Source organism: Rothia dentocariosa ATCC 17931 (assembly GCF_000164695.2).
GTDB lineage: Bacteria > Actinomycetota > Actinomycetes > Actinomycetales > Micrococcaceae > Rothia > Rothia dentocariosa.
Genome location: NC_014643.1, coordinates 1,456,108 through 1,477,254, shown reverse-complemented (window position 1 = coordinate 1,477,254; position 21,147 = coordinate 1,456,108). Strand labels below are relative to the sequence as shown.

Sequence of the window (21,147 nt, the reverse complement as noted above, 5' to 3'; positions counted from 1 at the left end):
TCCGGCATCTTATCGGCGGGTGAATTCTAGAACTGATAATCGACGACGAGCGGCGCGTGATCGCTGAACCGTTCATCATAGGAGGCGGCACGATCGACCGTTGCTTCCACGGCTTTCGCGGCGAGCGCTGGGGTAGCCATATGGTAGTCGATGCGCCACCCGGCGTCGTTATCGAAAGCTTTGCCGCGGTAGGACCACCAGGTATAGGGTCCGGGCACTTCACCCGCGAGTTTACGCGCCACGTCTTCATAGCCGATTTCGCCAAAGAATTTATCGAAGTATGCGCGTTCTTCGGGCAGGAAACCGGCGCGTTTCTGGTTTGCCTTCCAGTTTTTAATGTCGAGCTCGGTGTGCCCCACGTTGAGGTCTCCCACAATGAGCACGTGATCCGAGTGCTGAGCGAGTTCGGGTAGGCGCACGAGCATGCGGTCGAGAAAGCGGTACTTGTCATCCTGGCGGGGCGTACCAACCTCGCCGGAGTGCACGTAGGCGCTTACGACGGTCAGGGTTTCGCCGGTGGGCAGGGTGTAGTCCGCCTCAACCCAACGGCCAGCGTCCGCGAAATAGTCTTCACCGATCGTGGAGCGGGTGGCAACAGGCTGGTTTTTCAGCAGTTCACCGTTCGCATTGGGGTGCTTGCGGGTTGCCACCAATACCCCGGCGCGTCCTTTGGCGGCGGCTTCGGCGTGCAGAATATTCCAGTCGTCTTCGTTGAGAAGTTCGCGCACGATCTTATCGGGGGCACGAACCTCCTGCAGACAGAGAATATCAACGTCGCGGCCAGCGAGCCACGTGGCCATATCTTTCCTGTAGGCGGCACGAATACCGTTGACGTTCACGCTGGCGACGCGCAGAGTTTTAGCGGCGCGGCTCATTCTTCACCCCTCATTTCGTCGTTGACCATTCCCATCCCATTGGACGCTGTGGTGTTAATAGTATCTAAAGCCCGTTCTATCATGGCGCGAGATTCTTCGCTGTCGTCCGTGAGGTAGTTGGCAATTTCGCGTGACTGCACAAGCACGATCTGAAAGCTGTGGGCAAGTTTATCGGCGAGCATCGCATCCGATTCTTCGCGGTGGATGCGGCTAAATTCGGCACGATCCTGTTTGATGGATACCAGCACGATACGCACTAAGTAGACGGCGAGCGCCAGCCATCCAAGAATAAGGCCGGCCAGGATCCAACCGAGCACGCTGTTGGCGTTGAAAATTGCTAGAACGAGAAGAAGTACAAGGAGCCCAACGCCGATGCAGGACCCAACGATGGCTTTACGCACGGAGGCGTTATCGGAGTCGGCGGTGGTCACAGAATTTTGCTCGCGTGTGTGCATAACATCAATTATGCCAGGATAAATGCCTCGACATACACGTAGTGCAACGCTTTTAGGGCCGGATAGGCGTAAACTATCTGTGATGACTCATTCACTCAACTTTTCAGGTTCTGTCTCTAACTCGGGTTCCCACGAGGCACCCGAGGCTTCTGCACGTGGTTCTATGATGGAGAACGCTGAGGAACTTCACGACGATCCCACCATGCTCCCGCCGGTTCCTGGCCCTAAATATGAGCAAGTTATTCGCTACCTAGAACAAAAATATGTAATCCCGGGTTCTCCCGGAGATAAACTCCCGACTGAGCGCGCTATTCAGGAGAAGTTCAAGGTAAGCCGCCAGACGGTGCGCAATGCTATCAAGGCTCTACTGGAACGCGGACTTATCTATAACGTTCAGGGTTCTGGAACGTACGTTGCCGATCGTTCTCAGGGAAGCTACATTCCGCGGGTATGCTCGTTCGCCGAAGATATGGAGCGGCGCGGGCTGCAGGCTTCGACCAGAATGCTTTCAACCCAGTGGGTTGAGGTGACAGAAGAAATTTCACGTTATTTGAGTGTCACCATAGATTCTTCGGTGCTTTTGGTTAAGCGTCTGCGCTTGGCTGAGGGTGAGCCTATCGGTTTTGAGCTCGCCTATTTGGCGCCTGAGGTTGCAACATGCCTGCTTGAAACGATGGCCTCTGGCGGTTCACGCAAAGATCCTCACGACCATTGCGAGTACACAATCGAACACGGCATGATGCGCATGGAAGCAACCCTGATGACCGAGGCGGATGCGGAAGCCTTCAATCATCTGCCAACCGTGGGTGCCGCCGCGTTCAAGGTGACCACCACCAGCTATACCTCGCAGGGTTCACCCGTTGAGCACAGCGTGACGCTCTATAAAGGGGATGCCTATTTTTACGAGATGCTGCTGTAAAAAACTCCACAACAGGCATAAGACGTGCGATAACAGTGCCCGAGTGCGACAACAATATGCACCCGGGCATTGTCGTACCTAGAGTGTTTCATAATGGCGCGCGGTTATCCTCAGAGCCTTCTCACGTGCTGCGGCACGGAACGTTGAGCTGACGGCCAGGCTAGTTCTTCGCTGCCTGACGTTCTGCGGTCTCCACAACGTTAACCAGCAGCTCCGCGCGGGTCATGGGGCCCACACCGCCGGGGTTCGGGGACACCCAAGATGCCTTCGCGGCCGCCTCAGGAGAAACATCGCCGAAGAGTTTCTTCTTACCGGTTTCGGGGTCTTCGGCACGGGAGACGCCCACGTCCAGCAGAATTGCGCCATCCTTCACCTGATCCGCCTTGAGCACATGCGGCACACCCACGGCGGCGACAATCACATCCGCCTGGCGCAGAACCTCGTCAAGGTTCTGGGTACCGGTATGCGCCAAGGTCGCGGTTGCGTTGATCTCACGGCGGGTCAACAGCAGCCCTAGAGGACGACCCACAGTAATACCGCGACCGAGCACCACCACATTCTTACCGTTCCAGTCGATGCCGTGGCGTTTCACCAGCTCAATCACGCCGTTCGGGGTGCACGGCAGGGGTGAATCCAAAGGCTCCGAAACGTTCAGCACCAGCTTGCCAAGGTTAGTGGGGTGCAAACCGTCAGCGTCCTTCTCAGGCGCGATCTTCTCCAAAATACGGTTAGTATCAAGGTGCTTGGGCAAGGGAAGCTGCACAATATAGCTCGTGCAGGCAGGGTCGTGATTGAGCTTATCAATCTCAGCTTCAAGCTCTTCCTGGGTAATATCGGCAGGCAGATCCACACGGATCGAGTTAATGCCAATCTCCGCGCAGTCGCGGTGTTTAGCGCCTACATAGGAGTGTGAGGCGGGATCATCTCCCACGAGTACCGTTCCCAAACCGGGGGTAATGCCCCGTGCCTTGAGCGCCTCAACGCGCTCAGTCAGCTCGGATTTAATGGCGGCTGCGGTTGCCTTACCATCAAGAATCTGCGGCATAGCAGTTTTTCCTTTCTGTTCATGTCACGGATTCATCCGTGAGAGGTTTACACTGGGCAAAAGACCCCGCAGACGCTTCATAAAGCGTACAACGGGGTCTTCATAAGTTTTACCAGCTCTCACTTCCCACATAGAGCGGGTACTTACCGCAGAGCTTATTCACGCGCTCACGCAAGGCGGCGATATCGTGCTGCGGCAACAGTACCGAAGCGATAATATCGGCGACCTCGGTAAAGCCTTCGGCGTCGAAACCGCGGGTTGCCAGGGCCGAGGTACCGATGCGCAGCCCGGAGGTCACCATCGGCGGGCGGGGATCGTTCGGCACCGCGTTGCGGTTAACGGTAATACCCGCATCGTGCAGCAGGTCTTCAGCCTCTTTACCGGTGAGCTCGTGGTGGCGCAGATCGACCAGTACCAGGTGAACGTCGGTACCATCGGTGGCGATGGAAACACCCGCATCGCGCATATCCTGGTGGGTTAGGCGCTCTGCCAGGATGCGCGCTCCCTCAATCGTGCGTTTCTGACGGTCTTTGAATTCCTCGGTCGCGGCAACCTTGAACGCGGTCGCTTTCGCGGCAATCACGTGCATGAGCGGCCCACCCTGCTGCCCAGGGAATACAGCCGAGTCGATCTTTTTCTTGAGCTCTTCGGTGCACAGGATAAACCCGGAGCGGGGTCCACCTAAGGTCTTATGCACGGTCGAGGAAACCACGTGGGCGTGCGGCACCGGATTGGGGTGCAAACCCGCCGCCACCAGACCGGCAAAATGGGCCATATCAACCCACAGGTAGGCACCAACTTCATCGGCAATCTCACGGAATTTCGCGAAATCCAGTTGACGGGGGTACGCCGACCATCCAGCAATAATAACCTTGGGACGCTCCGCAAGTGCGAGCTGCCGAACCTGTTCCATATCGATCCGACCGTCTTCGCCTACCTCGTAGGCAACAACCTCGTAGAGCTTACCCGAGACGTTCAGCTTCATACCGTGCGAGAGGTGCCCACCGTGAGCCAGCGAAAGACCCATGATCTTCTCACCGGGGGTCAGCAGGGCGTGCATGACGGCGTTATTCGCCTGGGCACCGGAGTGAGGCTGTACGTTGGCGTGTTCGGCACCGAAGAGTTCCTTGACCCGTTTAATAGCCAACTCTTCGACAATATCGACGAATTCGCAGCCACCATAGTAGCGGCGGCCCGGGTAGCCTTCCGCATATTTATTGGTCAGCACTGACCCCTGCCCCTGGAGTACGGCACGCGGCACGAAGTTTTCGGAGGCGATCATTTCCAGGGTGTTTTGTTGGCGCTTACGTTCCAGATCGAGTGCTTCGGCGACCTCGGGGTCAAGCTCCGCGAGGGGAGCCTCAAGCACGGTTCGAGTCTGCTCGGTCATACCACTCCTCAAAGTGTGAATCTGCATAAAATGTGATGAGAGCTTATGATGTGACTCTCATCTTACCGTATAGGTTAGCGCCTGCACAGATATGACGCCCACCGTATGAGACGCCATACCAAGGGCTCTTTGGCATGTTCGCGGCGATCCTTGCAGCGAGTTTTCCATGCCGAACCGTGAGTATTGCCCCGAAAGATGCAGACACGCGCAGGCGGCGCATCTACACCGGGTTATTCCTGGGTCAAAATAGCGGTTGCATACGCGAAATAGGCTTCACGGTTTTCTTTCCCGAGAAGCTGAGTCTGCACCACATACCCGCTAAGCACCGAAAGCACCGCTGCACCCATGACGTTGAGCCACTGCTCAAGTTCCTCAGTGGTTACATCGAGTTCATGTTCGCCCCAGGCACGGTAGCGTTCCATCGCCATGGCGCGCAGCTGATCCATCTGCTCCCCCACTACGGCGTTGATAGCGGGCATTGAGACGGCCTCGCCCCAGGTGGCGAGCAGAAATCGGCGGGTTTTTGCCGTATCAAGAATCTTCAAGAACCCCAGAACATAATCCCACGGAGAATCCGCACGCACTTTCTCGAAGGGAGCCATATCAAGGCGTGCGGCCTCTACCATGATCTCTTCTTTCGAGGAAAAGTGGTTGTAGATAGCTCCTGCGGAGAGCCCGGTGGCGGCAATAATCTCGTTCATCGAGGTCTTTTGATACCCGCCTTTAATAAAGCATTCACGGGCGACCTCGACAATCTGTATACGCCTGTTCTTTTTGTATTCTTCACTGACTTTAGGCACGTCTTAATCCTATCGAATATTTACCCCGTATGCGTGTCAACCCAACCCGTGCACACCATAACTTTTGCAGACGGATTGGGTTGGCAATATTCACCGTGCATCAGCCTACCTGGCTGGCGCATTCGATTGTTGAGACAATGCCGAAATTTAGTGGAAGAAGTGGCGGGTTCCAGTCAGGTACATGGTGACGCCCGCATCCTTCGCGGCCTGAATAACTTCGTCATCACGGATCGAGCCGCCGGGGTGCACGACCGCACGGATACCGGCATCGAGAAGAACCTGCAGGCCGTCCGCAAAGGGGAAGAAAGCATCGGATGCAGCAACCGCACCGCGGGCACGCTCCTGGTCTTCTCCGCTGAGTGTATTGGCACGCTCGACCGAGAGTTTGCACGAATCCACACGGTTTACCTGTCCCATACCGATACCCACGGCGGCACCGTTATCGGCGAGCATGATCGCATTGGACTTGGGAGCGCGAAGGGCACGCCACGCGAATTCAAGGTCACGCAGAGTGGCTTCGTCGGCAGGTTCACCGGCGACCAACTTCCAATTCTGCGGGTTATCACCCTCGGCGTTAAGGCGGTCGGCTTCCTGGAAGAGCGCACCGCCGGAAATCGAGCGGTACTCGATAGTCTCACGCCCAAATCCTTCGGGAAGTACCAGCAGCCGCAGGTTTTTCTTGGTTTCCAGGATTTCGAGGGCTTCCGGCTCGTATCCGGGCGCCACCATAACCTCGGTGAAAATATCTTTAACGGCCTGCGCCATATCCTTGGTAACCGGGCGGTTCGCGGCAATCACGCCGCCATAGGCGGACAGCGGATCGCAGGCATGAGCCTTAGCGTACGCATCGGCAATCGGGTCTGCGGCGTTAGGGCTTGCAATTGCAATACCGCAGGGGTTGTTGTGCTTGATGACGGCGACCGCAGGCTCATCAAAATCGTAGGCTGCGCGCAGGGCGGCATCGGCGTCCACATAGTTGTTGTAGCTCATTGCCTTGCCGTGAATCTGCTCAGCCTGGGCGATACCGGGGACTGCTGCGGGGTCTACATACAGAGCCGCGCGCTGATGCGGGTTCTCGCCGTAGCGCAGGGTCTCGCTGCGTTCAAAGCCCAAACCAGCGTATGGGGGCCAGAAGTTAGCGTCTTCATCCTGCTGGAACTGCGCGGCGGTCCAGGTAGCGACGGCGGTATCGTAAGCGGCTGTATGGGCGAAGGCACCGGCGGCCAGACGGCGACGCTCCTCCAGGGAAAACCCGCCATCCCGAGCGGCGGTCACGGTACGTTCATAGTCTTTGGGGTCTACCACGACGGCAACCGCATCGTGATTCTTCGCGGCGGCACGCACCATTGAGGGGCCGCCGATATCGATTTTTTCGATAATAGCGTCTTGGTCGGCGCCGGATGCCACAGTCTCTGCGAAAGGATACAGGTTCACGACCACCAGGTCGAAGGGCTCAACGTCGAGCTCGTTAAGGGTGTCGATATGCTCCTGCTTGCGGCGGTCGGCCAAAATACCGGCGTGGATGCGCGGGTGCAGGGTCTTCACGCGGCCCTCCAGGCACTCGGGGAACTCGGTAACCTCGGTAACTTCGGTGACGGGCACACCCGCGGCGGCGATCGTGGATGCGGTTGAACCGGTAGACACCAGCTTCACGCCTGCCTCGTGCAGACCGCGGGCGAACTCCGCCAGATTAGTCTTGTCGTACACGGAAATGAGGGCGCGGCGCAGGGGCAGACGATCGAGCTTCTTCATAGACACTAATTACTCCGTTGCTTCTTGCTCGGTGAATGGGTGGTACCCCGTGGCGGGGTTTTAATACTGCCCGCATGCACCGGGATGCGGCGCAGTGCGGGCAGGAAGTTCTAGGGGTTTTGAGTTTTGGGGAGGGCAGCGAATTCTGCAAGGATCCGCACCAAGAGCTGACGTTCTTGCACCTTGATGCGCTCATGCAGGCTTTCTTCGGTGTCACCGTCCTCGACGGGCACCGCAGCCTGGGCGATAATCGTGCCGGTATCGACCCCGGAATCCACGAAATGAACCGTCAGCCCGGTGATTTTAACACCGTGGGCGAGCGCATCCCGCACACCGTGTGCCCCGGGGAATGAGGGCAGCAACGCGGGGTGAGTGTTGATAATCCGGTTCTCGAAGCGGGCGACCAGCTGCGCATCCACAATGCGCATGAACCCGGCGAATACAACGTAATCGGGGGTGTAGGAGGCGATTTTCTCTTCGAGAGCGCGGTTCCATTGATCGCGGTCAGCATAGTCTGTCGGTTCGATCAGAAAGGTTTCAACCCCGGCTGCGGCGGCTCGGTCAAGGCCGGTGCAGGGCTTATCTGCGCCTACGGCGGCGATCTCTGCGTTTAGCTCGTCAGCCTTTACGGCATCGAGAATAGCTTGCAGGTTAGTACCGGATCCAGAGACCATTATCACAATTCGCACAGCAATAGTTTAGCGCATCACATAGCGGCTGGGTAGCACCTATACCACGGGCACCGCACCAGAAATTCTGTAGTTAAGCCAATTCCGAAACGATAAGCTGGCGGCCCTCCCCCAGTCCAGATTTTCAGGGTTTCACGGTGATTCTCGTGACCGCAGACCACCGCAGGGAGGTACCCTTAACCTATGTCAAATATGCCCCCGTCGTACCCCCAAGTGCCGCCGCAGCAACCGATGCCGCCTGCGCCGAAGCGTCCGCAGCTCACTCCCGAAGAACGCCGCCGCAAGCTGATGCGCAGTTTATGGCTATTGCTTGCGGGTTCTATGCTGACCCTATCGGGAACCCCCTTCTTGCTGAGCCCCTTCCCCCTGTTTCTTCTGCTTTTTGTCTTGGTATTTCTGGGGATTGGGCTGACCATTATGGCGATAGTGCGCAATGCCCAAGGGCGGGGGCCGTGGATTCTCTACGTTGCCGCGGGGCTAAGCCTTCTTTTTGCGGGGTGGACGCTTCTTTCGGGGCTTGTCATGGCGTTGAACCCGGATGCGCAAAACTATCGGCAGTGTTACTCCCACGCACTGACGGATACAGATATGAAGCAATGTCAAGAATCCTTCGACCATGCAGTGCGCGCCAATACTTCTGTTTCGATCGGTCAACCTGCTCCATAAGCCCTTCTTGGGGGAGATTTTCAAATAATTGTGCCGAGTGAATTCTTATGATTCACTCGGCACAATTGCTATATTCCGCTGTACTCCCAGCCCTCTAGGTGTTCCCGATATATCGCCATACTCGGGCGCGAAAGTTATTTCTTCCTCTTCTTCTGTGAGGATTTCTGACCCGTGGTGGGCTCTTCCTCCGAAGATTCATCCTCGGTCGACTCAGGGGTTCCGAAGATAACAGCCATCGCCTGAGTGGGCGTGAGCTGACGCTTTTCCTGAATGGTAGTCTCGTGCGACTGCGCCGAATCTTCCGTATTCTCCTGATCGGATGCGGGCGATGCGGCAACCGGGCGCGGCACGGCAAAACGCTTATACCCGGGCTCGTGGAACTCCGCTGACGAGGAGGCCTTCTGCGACCCAGACTCCCCTGTACGAGCGCTCTGCTCTCGTGTCTCCCGATCGCCCTTAGTATCACCGCCATTACCGGAGGTTTCGGGGCGCGGAACGCGGTTAAAGACCGGCTTCCCCGGGGCTTTCTCACGCTTGCCGGGCTTGACCGTGCGCGGCGCATCCTCGGTACCCCCACCGGATTTCTCAGAGGTATCAAGCTCTACGGTGGGTTCATCCGCTCCCGCCAGCTCGATGGTTTGTTCGTCAGATGCCGCAGCCTTCGAGTCTGCAGCTTCAGCGGAACCATCTTCACGCAAGGATTCTTGCTCCGTTTTGATACCTAAACTATGCGCTCGCTGCGCCTCTTCCTGCTCGGCAAATTTATTGAGTTCTGCACGGCGGGCATGCACCTGTTTGACGCGTTCACGCCGCTGCTGAGCCCGCTCACGCGCCTGCTCTTCACGTTCTTGTGCCTCGCGTTCCTGCTCATCATTCCTGAGCTGTTCACGCTCCGCCCGCGCCGCGCGGCGCTGCTGCAGCATCTCGCTCATGCGACTGCCCAGATTGGGACGTTCATCGGCAAAACGCGGCAGCTCACGACTGCTGTCGGGCAGAAGCACATGGCACAGCAGGTTACCCAACGCAGTACCCGCACCCAGGGTTATTGCGGTCGCCACGGCAAAAGCTGCGGGCGATGCGCCTACCTCAGTAAAACGCCCCACACCCAACGATCCGCTGGAAATCCAACCCAAAATATAAGCCCACACGCCACAGAGCACGCCCACCAGCGAACCCAACACGAGCGAAGAAAGCGGCAACGCAATCACTCGGTAACGTACCTTCATGGTGATCCACTCATCCACGTGGTCTTCACCTTCACGCAAGAACCACCAACCGGCAACGGCTCCGGCGCCCAGCGAAACCGCCAGACCCGCATACCCGATCCAGCCCAGGCTCTCAGGGATAGCACCCAGCACCGGAAAGAGCGGAAGATCGCCCATCGTCGTCTGCGACCAGCCCACATGCGTATCCACGCCGAACGCAAACCCGGCGCCGGTAGTCCACGACATCGCGTAGATCACCAAGTTCGGAAGGTAACCCAGCTGCAGCAGGGTCACCGCGAGCGCCCCCACCGGCCCGGCGTGAAGTTCCTGGTAGATTGTTGCGATCTGCGACCAGCGCATCATCATGGCAACCACCAGCACCAGAGCACCGCCCATAATGAGCGAGAAAATCGCCACCATGGAGGCACGCACAATCGACCACACATAGGAGCTCGCCCACCGCGAGTACTGGCTCATCTGCGAAATCTGTTCAGCGGTGTTCACGCCCACCATACGGGCGAGCGAACGCGATTCATAGTAGCCGCCCCAGATCAGCCCGACCAGCACCACGATCTGTGGAATCAACGCCGCACCAACAATACCCAGCAGATGCCGTTCGGTGCTCGCCCATGCAAAGGCGACGGCAGCAAAAATACCGTAGGCGGCGCACCCTAATAGTACGGGTTTGAAGAATTCCCCCTCATAGGATGCGCGCGCCAGTTTCCGCCCAGACCTAAAGCATAAGAGCACCGGAATAATGCTCAGCCCCATGGGCACCAGTGTGAGCATGCCGTGCGGCAAGATAATACCGAAAGCATTCGGAATATTCAGCGGCACACCGTGCATGAGCAGCCACAGGTGGGAGGCAAGAGTTGCGAGCGCGGGAAAATCCATACGGTTAAAACCGTTGGTAAACCACACCGCCATGAGCAGAACGAGCACAAGCCCGAAAGAAAGCGCGGCGGTAAAAACTAATTCAACGATGCCCTGCAGCCAGAGTGGCATAGGGGCAGAATACCGGGATGTAGAAGAGCTACTTTTCATCGTTCTTCCATCATGCCATGAAACCTGCCAGCGCGTGTGAGCCTGCTGGGCTTTCGGGGAAATAGTTCCGGTTAATTGGCGGCTAACCTTCGTTAACCGCTCACCGTGAACAGAGGGGTTACACGAACGTTACCGATGCGCTCTCACCGCCGCGGCAACGCATACAGCTAACTGTGCCGAGCATTTCTCACGACCTTCTCAAACACGCAGGTACTCCCCCGGCGCTTACGGTGAAATATTGTGCGGAAGATTTAGTCTTCAATCCACGGATTCACCGCGGGTACGCCCCAGGACCGGTACACCTCAGCTTTTGAAGAAACGATTTCGAGGTCGTGAGCTTGGGCGCTCGCCGCCATCAGACCTTCGAGGGCGGCGGTGGGCAGGGGCTCGGCATCTTTACGTCCGTGACTGTGAGTGCCGCGCGGAGCGCTGCGTCCCGCCCATTCGAGGCTTACGCGCGCATCCACGTTGATGATGTGGTCGGCGAATCTGTCGAGAAGTTCGGCAATCCAGCGGTCGGTCTCTGGGTAGGGGTAGAGTCCTTTGAGCTCGCCTACGCTCAGCACCGAAATGTAGAGGTGTTTATAGGCGCGGCGGCGCAGAAAGGCAACAACTTTGGGATCTGGCGTGGCTTTGCGGATCTCGGCGAGTACATCCGAGTCGAGAAGCAGTCCTGAGGCGCTCATACCCCTATGCTACGCGCAGACCGGCATATTCGACGGCGGGAATACCCTCGGGGTTGGGAAGAAGCAGAAAATTGAGGAATTCGTCGCGCTTAGAAGAAATACGTGCGTAATCCTGAATGCTTACTGCCTGGTAACCGCCGCGTGCGGGCACGGATGCGGCACGCAGATTTTCCTGATAAGAGCGTGCAGGAGTAAGGGGGGATGCTGGAGATGAAGAGCTGTTGTACATTGACAACCATGCGCCGAATGCGCGTTCCTTTCGCGTTGCTCTTGCCTGTACCAAGTGCCACCTGAGGCGGCGAATACAAACCGCTTCGTCATCCGAGCCACCCGTGAACATGGGGTTGGCGTTCGACCATAGTCGGAGCTTATCAGTCGAAACTCTTGAAGCTGAATCCAGGTTACAACAGCTTTCAGGAATCTGTAAACGTGCGAACCCGTCAAATTCTTGTGATTTACATAACGCGATTATGAATGCATACCTGTATATAGCTGCCTCATGGCGGCGTAGTGTGAAGTTTTGGGCCTTCAGAGCAGGTCTACACATTCGAGAAAAATCACGGCACACTGGGTAATGTACAGAAATTTATCTTGCCTCTGATATATCACCATGTCACGCCCACTTTACGCTTCCGGAAAGAAAGAGTGATAACTGTGAAAAAGACTGTACAGATCATGGGGATAGTGGCCGCAATTTTTCTGATCATTGGGTTTGGCTTGTTCATCCTGGCCGGTTGGGGCTCACTTGTAGAGTATCATGCCCTCGAATGGAGGGGCGTGCAGCATAAAGGAGCAAGTCCCCTAACGCGAGCAACCGCCAACCTCAGCTACTGGTTCTTAGGCACCGGTTTTCTCGCCGGGCTCTTCACCTTTATTCTGCGCTTCACAACGACGACCAAGAAGACACGCAAGGCACAAAATAAGCACAGTGAGCAGAATAAAAACCCCTTGGTAGAAGGCGACCATAACCAGGTTGATTCATAGAGTCAGCATCTAAGGAGCGCCCATGAAAAAAGCTATATACACCGTTGGAGCAGTAGCCGCAGTACTTCTGGTTATCGGGTTTGGATTGCTCATCCTAGCCGGCTGGGGTTCACTCGTGGAATACCACGCCTTCGAGTGGAAGGGCATCGATCCCGCAGGAGCAAGTCCCCTCGTCATGGCGACTAATAATCTGAGCCTATGGTTCCTAGGCACCGGCTTCCTCACCGGCATTATCGCCTTAATTCTGCTCTTCACAACGGCGACCAAGAAGGCACGCAAGGCACAAAATAAGCATGCTGAGCAGAATAAAACACCCTCGGCAGAAGACCGGGAACAGATGAATTCATAAAGTCAGTTACTCAAGGGGAAAGCATGAAAACTGCACGTATGGTCGGGGCAATAGCTGCACTATTCCTCATTCTCGGTATTGGATTGTTCACCCTGGCAGGCTGGGGAGCAGTCGTTGAGTACCATGCCTTCGAGTGGAGGGGCGTTCAGCCCAAGGGGTCGAGTCCTCTCACACAGGCAGCCGCTACCCTTGCCGTGAGCGTCTTATGCGTTGGCTTCCTGACCACCATCATCACTTTTATTATGTTCTTCACAATAGTCATCAAAAATGTACGTAAAAAACGCTCAGCGCATCTTGGACATACCTCATAACGAATTACCGCGCGATTCTTTGACACCCTTGAGATAATGGAACGGTGAGCACGCCAAATCCCTTCCCCGATATCCCCGTCACCGTTGCGCAGATTATTCGGCAGGCGGGGCATAAGGCATACCAGCGCGGGCTTGCTTATGCCCGTCAGCGTGAAGTGGTGCGCTACACCTACGACGAAGACGAAAACACGCTGGAAGGTCTGGTGAACGGGAGTACCCCTATTCCCTATGAGGTAGATATTCGCTTCTTCCTGGGTTCTGACGCCGATTCCAATCTTTTCAACGCACGATGCACATGCCCGGTCGCCGCCGACTGCAAACATGCCGTCGCCCTCATGCTCACCGCACTCGACCGCGCCAAGACCGCGCGGAAAGCCCTCGACAATGCGCCCGGCGACCGCATCCGCCAGTCTATGAACCCGGAGAGCCCAGAAGATACCGTGCGACAGGTTGCGGAGGCAGCCGACGATCCCCTGGCGGCGTTGCGCGCATCCGGGGCTATTCGTTCGGCAAGCTCGCTCACCACCGAACCAGAATCTCTCTCCCTGAACGACCACGAGAATACGCATTCTTCGCCCTCGAAAATTTCGGTGTGGCGGCGCGATATGGCGCAGGTTCTCGCTGCCCGGGGTGAAGCATCCGGTATTGATTCGGCACGGGTTCCGGGGGCGCTCGACCTTTCCTTCAGCATTTCGGGTTCGTATGCGCGCGGGCGCAATATTCCCGGTGCAACCCCGCCTATCAATTTGCTGGCGCGACCGCTGATGCAGTCCAAAACCGGGCGCTGGATCAAGGGCGGGCTCAGCTGGGAGACCTTCGCCTCCAGCGTTGGTGGGCCGGTCGGTCGTCACGAAGTGTACCCCGAGCACGAACGATTCTTCGCCGAGATATACGCTATCGCACGCCCGTGGCAGAATATGTACTCTTCGCATCGGGACTGGATTTCGCTCACCGCCACGAACTCTACGCTACTGTGGGATGTTCTAGCGCGCACAGAGCAGATTGGCCTGCCGATTCTTCTCGAAGGGTTTGAGGTGACTACGGCGGTTCTGCCGCCCGCCCAGGTGAGGGTACACGCCGGAGCCGTTGAGGTCGAATCCCGACAGAACGCAGAGGCTGCCGTGAGTGAAGATTCCGCTCCTGACCTGGCTCTTCATGCCGCCTTGGGATGGGAAACCCGCGAAGATAACCGGGTGCGGCAGCTCTGGTTTGATGCCGCGCACTGCCACCCCATCGGCTCGCCACGCTCAGGATTTTTCGCGCTCGGTTCTCTTGTGCAGCGTATTTACGAGGAACAGGCGCATCGGGTGCATTGGAAGAGCACGCGCAAAGGCGCCTTAGACGCGCCGCATCGCGATGTTTTTCAGGCTCAATCTTCACAAGAGCAGGCGGAGAAGAGCTCGGGCGAAAACGAAAATTCTGAAACGCAGGCGGGCGGGCTCATTCCCGAACTTTCGTCCGAGAACGCTGCGACGCCGACTATTCCGGATCTGCCGGAGGGTCTTAATCTGGCGTTTATTCCGCTTGCCGAGCCTTTGGACGCAGCCGCAGAATCGTTGGTATCTCGCGGCGAAATGCGTATTCCGGCGGGCGAGCGCGAGGCTTTTCACCGCGAGTTCTTGCCTACCCTCACGCGGGCCGTCCCGTTCCTTACCCCAGACCCGACTTTGGCTCTGCCGAAGGTTCGTTCGCCCTATTTGGTGTTTGAGGCGCATTTTGATGATGAGATTTCGCACGATGCGCTCCTGAATTGGTATTGGGAGTACCCGAAGAACCCACTCGATGAAGAAGGCACAGACTCGGGGGTTCGCCGCCTGCCGGCGCTGGGCTTGGGCACAGAACGCGACGAGCGTTTTGAGGCGCGGGTGCTGCGCGCGGTACGGTCGGCGACCGCATCTAACCCGGTGTTGGCAGGCGGGTTTGGGGAACGCCGTTCTCAGGGATGGGAAACCCGCGATATTCTCGCTCATGTGCTGCCCGCCCTGCGGCGTATTCCCGGGGTTCGCGTGCGGCTGCTCGGTTCCGTGCCTGAGTTTACCGAGGCAACCGACGCCATGATTGAGATCAAGGTGACCGAGGGTAATTCGCGTGACTGGTTCGGGCTGGGTATCGCTATTAAGGTCAATAACTGGACTGTGCCTTTCGCCCAGGTTTTTGAGGCGCTCGATCGGAATCAGGATCGTATTTTGCTGGGTAACGGCACCTATTTTTCACTCAATCGCCCGGAGTTTTCGGCGCTGAGAACCCTCATTGAGGAGGCTCGCACGCTCAACGAAACCGGCGGTGAGCTGCGTATTAACCGGCATCAGGCGGGACTATTCTCTGAGCTGGAATCGCTCGCTTCGAGTGTGGAAACCGTGGCTTCTTGGGATGCGCAGGTCAAGAGTCTTCTCGCCCTTGTGGAGGCCGCCGACCGTGCGGGTGAGACCGCCGATTCCGAAGAAGTTTTAGAGAACGAACATTCCGATTCTTTATCTGTTTCTTCCGGCGTATTTTCAGCGAATCACCTGCCCTCTCCCCCGGGTCTTACGGCAGTCCTGCGACCTTATCAGCTTGAGGGTTTCCGCTGGCTCGCGTTCTTGAGGCAGCACCGGCTGGGCGGGATTCTTGCCGACGATATGGGCTTGGGCAAAACCGTGCAGGTGCTCGCTCTGCTTGCCCAAGCGATCGCCGAGCATGAGCAACGCGCCGATCACACCGAGTTTGCACCTTTCCTCGTGGTTGCGCCAACATCCGTGGTGGGTAACTGGGCGCAAGAGGCTGCACGATTCGTGCCGGGTGCGAAGGTGGTGACTATCACCGAGTCTACGAGCAAAAGCGGCAAGAGCATCGCCGAGCTAGTGCAGGGTGCGCATCTGGTGCTCACGAGCTATGCGCTGTTCCGCCTCGACGAAGATGGATACACCGAATTCGGTAACCACGTTCCCGAAAACGCAGAGAAGAGCACTTCCCCGCATGCAGGGTGGGGTGCGTTAATTTTGGATGAGGCGCAGTTCGTGAAGAACACGAAAACTCGCGCGTGGAAGGTGGCGCGTGCCCTAAACGCGCAGGTGAAACTCGCCATCACGGGCACCCCGATGGAGAACAACCTCATGGAGCTTTGGGCACTCTTGGCGATTGTGGCGGATGGGCTGTTCCCCTCGGCGCGAATGTTCCGCGACCTATATGCGCGCCCCGCCGAGTCCGGTGAAGACCCGCAGGTTATTGAGAAGTTACGCCGCCGGGTTCGCCCTCTGATGCTGCGCCGCACGAAGGATGTGGTCGCCGCCGATCTTCCCGAAAAGAACGATGTGCGGGTAAACGTGCCGCTCACGACGGCGCATCGGCATATTTACGATATGCATCTGCAGCGCGAGCGGCAGAAGGTGCTCGGGCTTTTAGATGATATGGATAAGAACCGGTTCACGATTTTCCAGTCGCTCACGCTTCTGCGGCGGCTGGCGCTTGATGCCACGCTTATCGACCCGGACGAATACGCCGGGGTGGCTTCCGCCAAGCTCGAATATTTGGTGGAGCATCTGCCCTCGCTCTTAGGCGACGGGCACCGGGTGCTGGTGTTCAGCCAGTTCACGGGGTATCTGCGCACAATTGCTGAACGGCTGCAGGCTGAAGGCATCGACTACCTGTACTTGGACGGCACAACCCGCAACCGCCCGCAGGTTTTGAAAGATTTCGCCGAGGGTGCGGCACCGGTGTTCCTGATTTCGCTCAAGGCGGGCGGGTTCGGACTGAACCTGACGGAGGCAGATCACTGTTTCATTATGGACCCGTGGTGGAACCCGGCGGCTGAACAGCAGGCGGTGGACCGCATCCATAGGCTGGGGCAGGAACGCGATGTGCACGTGTACCGACTGGTGGCTGAGGGCACCATTGAAGAGAAGGTCATGGATTTGAAGGCCTCGAAAGCTGCACTGTTTGATGCGGTCGTCAACGACGGTTCCTTCGCCTCGTCCCGGGTGGATGCGGAACAGATTCGTGAGCTTTTCACCCCGACTGATTCCTAACTCCCCTGCTAAGAAGGCTCTTGATGGCGAATAAAGCGGGATTTTTCACGCTTTATATAAATAAAGGCTCTTTTTATGCGTCTGGGAGGGGCTTACTGGTTTCGCGCTGGGCTGGATGCGCCCGTCACCCTAGCGTGCGAGCGCATCCAGGGGTACCGTTGAAAACGTCAGTCCCCATCAACTTTCAGGAGAAGTAATGGTCAAAAACATCACGTTCAATGACGGCAACAGCATCCCTCAGCTTGGGTATGGCGTGTGGCAGATTGAGGATAATGGTGCCGCCGATGCTGTCGGTACGGCTCTCGAAGCAGGGTACCGCCACATCGATACCGCATCCATTTATGGGAACGAGGTTGGGGTAGGTCGTGGTATTGCCGCCAGCTCCGTGCCGCGTGAGGATATTTTTCTCACCACCAAGCTGTGGAACTCGGATCAGGGTTTTGAGAAGGCTATTGCCGCGCTTGATGCATCGCTAGAGCGGCTCGGCACCGATTACGTGGATCTGTATCTGATTCACTGGGCTATGCCGCAGCAGGGTACCTATCTGGAGTCGTGGCGGGCGCTCATTGAGTTGAAAAAGCAGGGTAAGGTGCGTTCGATTGGTGTCTCTAACTTTCCGCAGGCTCAGCTGCGCGAAATTATCGCCGATACCAGCGTGACCCCGGCGATTCACCAGATTGAGCTGCACCCGTATTTCTCGCAGGAAGATATGCGCGCGGTGCACAGTGAGTTTGGTATTGTGACTGAGGCTTGGTCGCCGCTCGGTCAGGGTGGCGAGATTCTGAAGGACCCGGTGATCGTTGAGATTGCGGGTAAGCACGGTATCTCTCCGGCGCAGGCTGTGCTCGCCTGGCATCTGGCGAAGGGGATCGTGGCGATTCCGAAGTCGGTTACTCCTGCGCGCATTGCCGAGAACTTTGCAGCCGCTAATGTCACCCTGGATACAGCAGATATTGCGGCGATTGATGGGCTTACGCGGAAGGATGGTCGCATAGGTCCGGACCCTGAGAATCCTAAATTCTAGGCGCAACGTACCGCGAAGCTCTGCCGTGAGTTGTTGCGGAAGCGCAGTGAGGAATGAACGGGCACATCCGCAACAACTCGCGCCGGGTAAGTACACGAGACTCTAAGAAGATGGATGTGGTTCTAGACGCACCGAAAGCGCATTAAAAGGCCCTACGACCGAAGGACGGACATGCGCTAAGGTGTCGTCGGGTGCCGCGTCCGAAATACTCTCTTAGTCATACGCGCTACCGGATGCCCGTTCCTGCGACGCGCATTCGGGGTTCAACCCTATCAAGAACGTTTATTCGTTTTCTTATGCACCGCATCCGAGCGCCCCGGCTCACCCGCATCTACCAGCAGCGAGAGCGAAATACGGCGGCGAGACGCATCCACCTCAACAACTCTCACAGTCACGATATCGCCGCTTCGCACAATATCGTGCGGGTTCGCAACATACTCGCGGCTCATCTGCGAGATATGAATCAGCCCATCTTGGTGCACCCCGATATCGACGAAGGCACCGAAGGCCGCCACATTCGAGACGGTTCCCTCAAGCACCATCCCAACGGTTACGTCCTCAAAGCGAGAGATATCCTCAGAGAAGTGTGCGGTACGAAATTCGGGGCGCGGGTCACGCCCGGGGCGGCGCAATTCCTCAAAAATATCGTGCACGGTGTATTCGCCGATGCTCCTGTTCACGTAGTCGGCGGGGTCGAGCGCGGTGAGCGGGTCTTCCCCGTCACTGCCGATAAGCCGCCCGGATTGCCAGAGCGCCCCGTGATTCCGCTGCGCATCGGCGATAATACGCCGCGCCACAGGGTACGATTCGGGGTGCACGGCAGAGGCATCCAGCGGTTCGGTACCGTGCAGAATCCGCACGAATCCCGCCGCCTGTTCATAGGCCTTAGCCCCTAACCGAGGAACGTTCAGAAGCTCTTCCCGGGTGGTGAAAGCCCCATGTTCGTCCCGGTACGCCACGATATTTTCGGCAATCGTGCGGTTAAAACCGGCAACACGCGCAAGCAGTGCGGCGGATGCGCTGTTCAGGTGAACCCCCACCGCGTTTACGCAGTCCTCAACCGTATTATCGAGGGCGCGTCTTAAAGCGGTCACACTGACGTCATGCTGGTACTGCCCTACGCCTAAAGACTGGGGATCAATTTTGACGAGTTCGGCGAGCGGGTCTTGCAGCCGCCGAGCGATCGAGACCGCCCCGCGTACCGTTACATCAAGATCGGGCAGCTCTTCGCTGGCGAGCTCAGAAGCCGAATATACGGATGCCCCCGCCTCTGATACGGTAACCTTTTGTGCCGCCTTATACCCTTGAGAACGCAGCTTCGCCAGCAGTTCGGCGGCGAGTTTATCTGTCTCACGTGAGGCGGTGCCGTTGCCAATGGCAATAAGTTCCACGCCGTGGGTGAGCACCGCATCCTCGAGGGCAGCGAGCGCACCGGCACGGTCGTATCGAGGCGCGTGCGGGTACACCGTGAAGGTTTTCAGCACGTGCCCGGTGCCGTCAATAACCGCGCATTTCACGCCGTTACGCAGCCCCGGGTCAAGCCCGAGGGTGACTTTTTGCCCGGCGGGCGCGGCAAGCAGAAGGTCGCGCAGGTTCGAGGCGAAAACGGTGATGGCTTCGCGTTCTGCCATCTCGAAGAGGGCATTGCGTATGCGGTCTGCCAGGCAGGGGTGTAGCCGTTTGCGCCATGCGGTGCGCACGGTTGCGGCGAGCCAGCCGAGCACACGGTCTTCGCTGTCGACGGTGTTGAGAACCTGCACGGGTATGCGCAGCGCGGCGGCGACTTCACGCTCGTATCCCGAACGAACGTTCTCGTAATTTTCGGCGAGGGCAAGCGCGGCGGCGCGCGCTTCTCCGCGGAGTTTGCTCAGGGGCGGAGCTGGTGTGGCACCGTCAATACTGAGCCGCACGATTCCGGCTTCTTTGGCGCGAAGCAGGGCGAGAACCCGGTGCGGGCGGATACGCCTGATACTATCGGAGAAGTCGAAATAGTCGGCAAATTTTGCCCCTTCGGCTTCTCTCCCGGCGATAACTCGACTAGAGATCATTCCGGTGGCAACCATTCTTTCGTGAAGGCGTTCGGCGAGCGTTGGGTCGGTCAGCGCCCGGTCGATCAGGATAGCGCGGGCGCCGTCGAGGGCTTCTTCCACCGTTGTAATTCCGGCGTCTTCGGATTTTCCGGCATCTGCCGCATGTTTATCGTCGGTTTCATCCGGTTCGTCCACATAGGCTGCGGCAATATCGTAGACCCCGGCAAGGGGAACTTCGAGCAGGTCTTCAACGAGCGCCTCCAGACCTGCCGCGCGGGCACGCTGCGCCTTGGTGATGCGCTCACTCCGGTAGGGCGCGTAGAGCGCTTCGAGGTCTTGTTTACTGGATGCCGCCCCCACCCCCGTGATGAGCTGTTCGTAGGTAAGCGGATCGATCAGCCCGTCTTCGCGGCGTTGAGCAAGCGAGCTGAGAATATTCTCGCGGCGAGTTTCGAGCGCACGCAGGGCATCGAGCCGGGTGCTGATAGCACGCAGGTGGGTGTCGGTGAGCGCGCCCGTAGCTTCTTTGCGGTATCGAGCGATAAACGGAACCGAAGACCCGGAGTCGAGCAGGTTTACGGCGGCACGAACACGCGTGGGTTTGAGGTCTAGTTCGTTAGAGAGCATCGTCAGGATGCGGGTGTTCGTAGCTTCGGTGCGCTCGTGTTTTTCGCTCATTCTCTCAGTTTCGCATTCTCGGGTGTGCTGTGCCAGTCTTGCGGGGCGTGCGGCGCGGGGTATGTTGCGCATCGGAGCGTAATAAATTTTACAGCTATGGTCCCGCATCTAGAATAGGTAATAACATCACATCGCTATTTTTCAGATAGTCCGGCGATTGTGCAGAAGTTATGCACCGGGGCATAGAAGATGACATGACGGTAGCCGGTTCACGGTGGACTGGCTGGAATAGCCGCCCGAA

At 57.6% G+C, this 21,147-nt stretch carries 18 protein-coding genes and 1 riboswitch; of the genes, 7 read left to right on the top strand and 11 right to left on the bottom strand.

All coding sequences use genetic code 11. The features are described from left to right. Positions 1-26: 26 nt before the first annotated feature. Together HMPREF0733_RS06420 and HMPREF0733_RS06415 are read right to left on the bottom strand one after the other, a co-directional pair. Entirely contained in the window at positions 27-875 is an 849-nt protein-coding gene (locus HMPREF0733_RS06420) for an exodeoxyribonuclease III (RefSeq protein WP_013398556.1), read from the bottom strand. Further along, a complete protein-coding gene (locus tag HMPREF0733_RS06415; RefSeq protein WP_013398555.1) occupies positions 872-1,330 on the bottom strand; it encodes a hypothetical protein in 459 nt (152 codons plus the stop codon). Before HMPREF0733_RS06415 ends, HMPREF0733_RS06420 begins: the two co-directional genes overlap by 4 nt. Before the next feature lie 82 nt (positions 1,331-1,412). On the opposite strand from HMPREF0733_RS06415, the gene HMPREF0733_RS06410 reads away from it, so the two are divergent. Next, on the top strand, positions 1,413-2,249 hold the full coding sequence (locus HMPREF0733_RS06410; protein ID WP_238382446.1) for a GntR family transcriptional regulator: 837 nt from the start codon (positions 1,413-1,415) through the stop codon (positions 2,247-2,249). A gap of 160 nt (positions 2,250-2,409) precedes the next feature. Here HMPREF0733_RS06410 and HMPREF0733_RS06405 read toward each other — a convergent pair whose 3' ends face one another. From HMPREF0733_RS06405 to purN, 5 genes are all read right to left on the bottom strand, one after another. Then, on the bottom strand, positions 2,410-3,294 hold the full coding sequence (locus tag HMPREF0733_RS06405) for a bifunctional methylenetetrahydrofolate dehydrogenase/methenyltetrahydrofolate cyclohydrolase (RefSeq protein WP_013398553.1): 885 nt from the start codon (positions 3,292-3,294) through the stop codon (positions 2,410-2,412). A gap of 109 nt (positions 3,295-3,403) precedes the next feature. After that, positions 3,404-4,684, bottom strand: a complete 1,281-nt coding sequence (gene glyA / locus HMPREF0733_RS06400; RefSeq protein WP_041321696.1) for a serine hydroxymethyltransferase — start codon at positions 4,682-4,684, stop codon at positions 3,404-3,406. A 230-nt stretch (positions 4,685-4,914) separates the two neighbouring features. Next, positions 4,915-5,484, bottom strand: a complete 570-nt coding sequence (locus HMPREF0733_RS06395; RefSeq protein WP_013398551.1) for a TetR/AcrR family transcriptional regulator — start codon at positions 5,482-5,484, stop codon at positions 4,915-4,917. 147 nt (positions 5,485-5,631) lie between these two features. Beyond that, positions 5,632-7,236, bottom strand: a complete 1,605-nt coding sequence (purH, locus tag HMPREF0733_RS06390) for a bifunctional phosphoribosylaminoimidazolecarboxamide formyltransferase/IMP cyclohydrolase (protein ID WP_013398550.1) — start codon at positions 7,234-7,236, stop codon at positions 5,632-5,634. A 110-nt stretch (positions 7,237-7,346) separates the two neighbouring features. Continuing rightward, positions 7,347-7,910 carry a phosphoribosylglycinamide formyltransferase gene (purN, locus tag HMPREF0733_RS06385; RefSeq protein WP_013398549.1) on the bottom strand — a complete coding sequence of 188 codons (564 nt, stop codon included), beginning with the start codon at positions 7,908-7,910 and terminating at the stop codon, positions 7,347-7,349. Positions 7,911-8,108: 198 nt separating this feature from the next. On the opposite strand from purN, the gene HMPREF0733_RS06380 reads away from it, so the two are divergent. After that, positions 8,109-8,591 (top strand): hypothetical protein, encoded by a 483-nt coding sequence (locus HMPREF0733_RS06380; protein WP_244864661.1) that lies wholly within the window; start codon positions 8,109-8,111, stop codon positions 8,589-8,591. Positions 8,592-8,725: 134 nt separating this feature from the next. Here HMPREF0733_RS06380 and HMPREF0733_RS06375 read toward each other — a convergent pair whose 3' ends face one another. From HMPREF0733_RS06375 to HMPREF0733_RS06365, 3 genes are all read right to left on the bottom strand, one after another. Then, positions 8,726-10,840 carry a cell division protein PerM gene (locus tag HMPREF0733_RS06375; RefSeq protein ID WP_013398547.1) on the bottom strand — a complete coding sequence of 705 codons (2,115 nt, stop codon included), beginning with the start codon at positions 10,838-10,840 and terminating at the stop codon, positions 8,726-8,728. Between the two features lie 251 nt (positions 10,841-11,091). After that, on the bottom strand, positions 11,092-11,526 hold the full coding sequence (locus tag HMPREF0733_RS06370) for a PIN domain-containing protein (protein WP_013398546.1): 435 nt from the start codon (positions 11,524-11,526) through the stop codon (positions 11,092-11,094). A 4-nt stretch (positions 11,527-11,530) separates the two neighbouring features. Further along, positions 11,531-11,809 carry a nuclease PIN gene (locus tag HMPREF0733_RS06365; RefSeq protein WP_238382392.1) on the bottom strand — a complete coding sequence of 93 codons (279 nt, stop codon included), beginning with the start codon at positions 11,807-11,809 and terminating at the stop codon, positions 11,531-11,533. Continuing rightward, positions 11,788-11,916, bottom strand: a riboswitch (SAM riboswitch). Its footprint overlaps the gene before it by 22 nt. Positions 11,917-12,180: 264 nt before the next feature. Here HMPREF0733_RS06365 and HMPREF0733_RS06360 point away from each other — a divergent pair. The 5 genes from HMPREF0733_RS06360 to HMPREF0733_RS06340 all read left to right on the top strand — a co-directional run bounded on the left by HMPREF0733_RS06360 (position 12,181) and on the right by HMPREF0733_RS06340 (position 18,198). Further along, positions 12,181-12,510, top strand: coding sequence for a hypothetical protein (locus tag HMPREF0733_RS06360; RefSeq protein WP_041321694.1), 330 nt, complete (start codon positions 12,181-12,183; stop codon positions 12,508-12,510). A 22-nt stretch (positions 12,511-12,532) separates the two neighbouring features. After that, positions 12,533-12,859 carry a hypothetical protein gene (locus HMPREF0733_RS06355; protein ID WP_013398543.1) on the top strand — a complete coding sequence of 109 codons (327 nt, stop codon included), beginning with the start codon at positions 12,533-12,535 and terminating at the stop codon, positions 12,857-12,859. Between the two features lie 23 nt (positions 12,860-12,882). Continuing rightward, positions 12,883-13,170 (top strand): hypothetical protein, encoded by a 288-nt coding sequence (locus HMPREF0733_RS06350; protein ID WP_013398542.1) that lies wholly within the window; start codon positions 12,883-12,885, stop codon positions 13,168-13,170. A gap of 44 nt (positions 13,171-13,214) precedes the next feature. Further along, the gene (locus HMPREF0733_RS06345) at positions 13,215-17,174 is read left to right on the top strand and encodes a DEAD/DEAH box helicase (RefSeq protein ID WP_013398541.1); all 3,960 of its coding nucleotides are present in this window, start codon (positions 13,215-13,217) and stop codon (positions 17,172-17,174) included. Positions 17,175-17,370: 196 nt separating this feature from the next. Then, a complete protein-coding gene (locus HMPREF0733_RS06340; protein ID WP_013398540.1) occupies positions 17,371-18,198 on the top strand; it encodes an aldo/keto reductase in 828 nt (275 codons plus the stop codon). A gap of 272 nt (positions 18,199-18,470) precedes the next feature. Here the strand turns inward: HMPREF0733_RS06340 and HMPREF0733_RS06335 are convergent, their stop codons facing one another. Further along, positions 18,471-20,906, bottom strand: coding sequence for a Tex family protein (locus HMPREF0733_RS06335; RefSeq protein ID WP_013398539.1), 2,436 nt, complete (start codon positions 20,904-20,906; stop codon positions 18,471-18,473). Positions 20,907-21,147: the final 241 nt, after the last annotated feature.